Below are 4,582 nucleotides of genomic sequence, written 5' to 3'. Positions count from 1 at the left end.
TGGAGCAGTCGCCATGACCGTAGAAAGATAGAATATTTTTTTATAGTCTTGCCAAACAAGAGAAAGCTGCTTTTTATTTTTGAGAGATCTGTTTTAAGGCGATATCGCGTTCATTCAGCACGCATTTCAGTTCCTTTTTCACGCGGCAATACAACCGCGCACGCTTGATAAACAGGTAATAAATGACAACGATTGGCACCCACAATAAAACATTTAAGACCATAAAGAACAGGAAAGAAAAGGCCATTAATGTTATAAGACTACTGGTCATTTTATCCTCCACGCCCATTCTTCATACGAATTGCCTGATCGCGTTGTTGTATTGCTTCTTTCAATTGTTGAAGTTTTTTGTTCAATTTTCTCGTTAATTTTATACACATGATCCCAATGATCGGAAAAAAGAGAAGAAGCCCAAACCATAGAATGCTCAACAGCTGCATGATAACGCCGACCATATCGCTCTTCCACCATACCAAATTTGCGACAAAGAAAGCAGATTGCAAAACAGTAAAGAGGATAAAGATAAAAAAGATTATTTTACATTCTTTTGAAGAAAGAGGCAGAAATTCTTTGAAGTTAAGAAAGCGCATTGTCGCATCAAGGGTCTTATGGGCGAGATTGTGTCTTTTCATTTCTCCCAGATCATTGCACAATTGTTGTATGGCTTGCTTTTTTTGCGTTGTACTCTTTTTCAAGTCTTGAGAGAGTTTAAAAGATAACCTCATATGTTTGATCAACCGGTAAGGAAGCCGGATCATAACCATAAACATTACAATGGCAATGATGGTGAACCCTAAAAAAGCCAAAAATTTTATAACAATAGTCACGTGTTTCCCCTATCGCATTGATGTGAAATCATCATTTTTATTCTCTTCTCAAGCAACCATTTCTAATTTCTTTATTGTTTTTTTCACGCCATAATGAAGGAGACTATGGAAGATTAAAATGACAGGTAAAGCGACAACAATACACGCACAAAACCAAAACAGCAGCTGCATGCCAAAAACGCCAACCTTAAACAATAGAGGCATATAATTGTGTAAAAAAATCACAGATTTTGGAAAAAAAGCAAAAAAAGCGAGCAAAACTGCGAAAACCACAATCACAATGAAAGCTAGAAAAAAGATGATACAATAATCTTTTCTTGAAAGTTCCAAAGATTCTTGAAAAGAAAGGGGGCTGAACTTTATTGCACAAACTGTATTTTGTCCTATGCTGACTTTCTGATTATGCCCCAAATTCTGTAATGCACCCTTTTTTAATTTCCGCCGCATCCCACACAACAATATTGTCCGTTTTATCAAAGAATAATAAAGTACCAAGATTGTCATCAGAGTAGAAAAAAGTATCATGATCTCCCCGAGAAACATGACAGTACTCCACCATACTGTGGTCAAAATTACAAAAGTACTTATAAAAGAAGCAGCCACTTATTTTCCTATTGTGTTCTGTTGAGAAATTGGTTGTCTAGCTGTTGCTGCTCTGGCAATGTATCCCACAGCTTCATCATTTCCTTCACCTCCCGTTTAGAGATAGCGTTAAAGACAAAAAAGAGTGGAAAGAACACCACAAGAACACCAAAAATCATTTGCGGCAAGAGACATAAAAAAGCCCAAACACTATTCCATCCCGCGTCACGCAAAAACACGATTGCAGGATTATTTTCAAAAGGCTGTTTCAAGATCTCCTTAATCATTTTTCGAAGATCTCCTTGTTCCATTTGTCCCAGTGCTTGAAACTGTTCTTTGGATATAACGTGAAAAAACTCCAAAGGATTCATATAGACAGTCGCGGCAAAAAGCACCAACAAGAGGATAGCCAAACACAAAATGATGACGTAATCTTTTCTTGAGAGAGCCGTCCATTTTTTGAAAACCGCACACTGATTCAACACGGGCTGTGACGCAAAAGCCGTATTTCCCTTATGGGCAGATTGGTGTTGTGATTTATCTTCGATCATACGGATATTTTCTCACTTCTAACATGCCCACTCACTCTTTGAGAACATGCAACCAGCAAAACCGGTTTATCTAGCACTCTTTTCACCATGAAACACGCGCTATAAGCCCCTTTAAGTCTATTTTTAAAATTTCTCATACGTGACAACATACAATCCCTAAACCTTACAAGCACAAATGCCATTGTATCCTCTTATCTATTACCCACACTTCAAAAGACAATGTTTCACAAAACTCAACAAGCAAAAATATTCAATCTAAGAAATATCTGATGTGTAAAGTTTACAAACAATACGCTGATTTATAACAATTTATTGTTTTTCATATTAAATGAGAACCCTAAATACCGTAGGATTGTCTTATTCCAAACCTATTCCATATTAAATCAACCCAAACCATGTCTCTTGTGCGTTACAAGCAGAAAGAGCCATATAGAGTAAAACATTAAGAAAGGATGATAAATGCCTCTAAGGAAGCGCCTCAAATGCCAAGGGCTGTCTCAACAATGAGAGCTGGCAAAATGTGTGATGCTATAGACTTTCTTCTTCACAAGCGTAAAAATGGAAGTGTGCAATAGATTTTATATTATTCAAACTTTATATGGATTTCATTGGGGACTTTATCGTTATACCCTTCATGAGCACCCTTGCAAAATGGGCAAAAGAGAGCCCTAAGACATGGCTCTTTAAAAAGCAACACAAAACAAAGTCAAACAAGCAATCGATTATCCAGTATAAAAAACGTGCGACAAACAACCTTAATCCTCATTTGAAAGCTTCTTAATCAAAAAGGCTTCATTTTAAAAATTCTTCATTAAAGATGAAATATCTCACAGCCCCTACATTTGTATAGCCCCTACATTCATCAAGGCATCTCTTATAAAAGCATCTTTTTATAAAGGCATTTTCTTCTTATAAAAACAGCCTCTTTCGATAATGCATTCCGTCCTTTAAACGACATCCCCTCGTCTTATGATGAGATCCATTAAAACGGAAAACTTATACTCTATAAAGGATACTTACAAAGGATACACCAAACAAAATAGCGAGATCATTCACAGTTTATTTTAAGCCGATAAACGATATTTTATTTGAAAATATAGGGCATCTTATGCTATTATAATAGAATGCGGAGGTTTGCTTTTTGCCGCTCTCTGCCACTCAACAGAAGACAATATATCTCCTATAAAGGATAAAAGTATGCTTAACAGCGTGATGTATATCAAATATCTTGGGAAAGCGCCCAACAACAAAAAAATAAGAGAACCCAAATAAAAAGCTTCCAACTTAAGAAAACAATGACCTTTCAAAAGTGGAATTGAAAAATTTCCACAAAGCGCTCGTGAAAAAAGAGACAAATAATCCCATTAGAAAAAACTTCCTATTAGAAAGACGATGACATGCCCTTGAAATCCATTGTTATTTTTTCATTCACATTTGACAAAAATTTTCCTTCAATTTCTCAAGAACAGTTAAGAAATATTTAGAAAGCAAATAATCCGCTAGCAATAAAAAAATAAGCATAATAGGGGCGGAAGATAAGACTGATAGGGATAAGATAAAAAAGGTAAGAAACCACCTTAAAGATGATTTTTTCGCCCCACACCGTTGCTTTTCTTTGCATTTAAAACGCCTTTAGTATCGTTTGTTTTTTGATCTGCAACGGCTGATATTTCCCGGTATTTGCTCACTCCCCCAGTATTTTCCCCCTTTTAAGTATTTTCCTCCTTTTAAGTATTTGCTCCCCCCAATATTTGCGCCAAGTGCTTTTTACATCACTGTCCCCCATCAACAGACAGTTTCTTTTTCATTCAAATGGTTAAGTTCATGAAAATACGTAAAAAACGCGGTAGATCAAAAATAACAGGAAAGCGAGAGCCCAAAGGCTGTATTTCACGTGCCCAAAATTCCAGCGAATCTGCGCTTCAATCTGCGATTGAAATGCGTGCAAAACACTTTGGTTTAAGCTTCGAAGAAGCGAAAAATCCGCTTGTCGGAACCTATATTGGGCGTCTTTGTTTGCTTGGCTATAAAGAGGCTTCATCAGGCATCAGTAAAGAGCAATATGACACGGCGCAACAATACTTGCAAATTAGAAACGACTATTTATGTGCAAAAGGTTTACCAAACGGTTATTATGATGGTTTTACGCACAGCGCATCAGATGAGAAAGCAAAAAAGCAATGGGTCCAAAGAGCAACGGAACACTATGAAGCTATGCAAGAAGCGATTAAAGAAGCACAATATCTACATCGTCAACACAACTTTCATGCGGCATTACACTATCTTGTTATAGAAGATCAACCGCTGCCTAATCTTGTTGGCTCGTTGCGTATTATTCTTGATGCCCTTTATAAACATTTTGACAGTTCTACCCAAAAGAGCCTTGGCTAAAACACCCATCATTTCCTCCCCCTCACAGGATAAAGATTCTCCCCCTTCTTTTATAACATGCCTCTTTATAACCAGCGCCTTTATAAAGTCCCCCTTTGGCAAATGACACTTGAGAACCTCTGAGCTTGCCCTTTCATAAAATTTCATGGGATTGACAAGCTTAAAAATATCCACCACGCCCTTTAAAAAAATACTTCAACTGTCAAAGAGACTTAACCTTATACCTACCAG

The 4,582-nt window shown here is 36.9% G+C and carries 4 protein-coding genes; 1 reads left to right on the top strand and 3 read right to left on the bottom strand.

Annotated elements, in window-relative coordinates:
• Nucleotides 1-272: 272 nt before the first annotated feature.
• Genes ACFIL8_RS07135 through ACFIL8_RS07125 form a run of 3 tightly spaced genes read right to left on the bottom strand, consistent with a single transcriptional unit; the run spans nucleotide 273 to nucleotide 1,960 of the window.
• A complete protein-coding gene (locus ACFIL8_RS07135; protein ID WP_375613263.1) occupies nucleotides 273-827 on the bottom strand; it encodes a hypothetical protein in 555 nt (184 codons plus the stop codon).
• Nucleotides 828-875: 48 nt separating this feature from the next.
• A complete protein-coding gene (locus ACFIL8_RS07130; protein WP_375621574.1) occupies nucleotides 876-1,430 on the bottom strand; it encodes a hypothetical protein in 555 nt (184 codons plus the stop codon).
• Between the two features lie 8 nt (nucleotides 1,431-1,438).
• Nucleotides 1,439-1,960, bottom strand: a complete 522-nt coding sequence (locus ACFIL8_RS07125; protein WP_375621575.1) for a hypothetical protein — start codon at nucleotides 1,958-1,960, stop codon at nucleotides 1,439-1,441.
• A gap of 1,824 nt (nucleotides 1,961-3,784) precedes the next feature.
• Between ACFIL8_RS07125 and ACFIL8_RS07120 the strand changes: the two genes are divergently transcribed.
• The gene (locus ACFIL8_RS07120; RefSeq protein WP_375689263.1) at nucleotides 3,785-4,351 is read left to right on the top strand and encodes a hypothetical protein; all 567 of its coding nucleotides are present in this window, start codon (nucleotides 3,785-3,787) and stop codon (nucleotides 4,349-4,351) included.
• Nucleotides 4,352-4,582 lie beyond the last annotated feature (231 nt).

It is taken from the genome of Bartonella sp. AP57NXGY, assembly GCF_042195805.1.
In the GTDB taxonomy this organism is placed as follows: domain Bacteria; phylum Pseudomonadota; class Alphaproteobacteria; order Rhizobiales; family Rhizobiaceae; genus Bartonella.
Note: the sequence above shows the minus strand (reverse complement) of the source record. Positions and strands in the feature narration are given on the sequence as shown.

Excerpts from the sequence above, each read along its gene's own strand:
- ACFIL8_RS07125 (WP_375621575.1), bottom strand. The coding sequence starts at position 1,960 with ATGATCGAAGATAAATCACAACACCAATCTGCCCATAAGGGAAATACG.
- ACFIL8_RS07120 (WP_375689263.1), top strand. The coding sequence starts at position 3,785 with ATGAAAATACGTAAAAAACGCGGTAGATCAAAAATAACAGGAAAGCGA.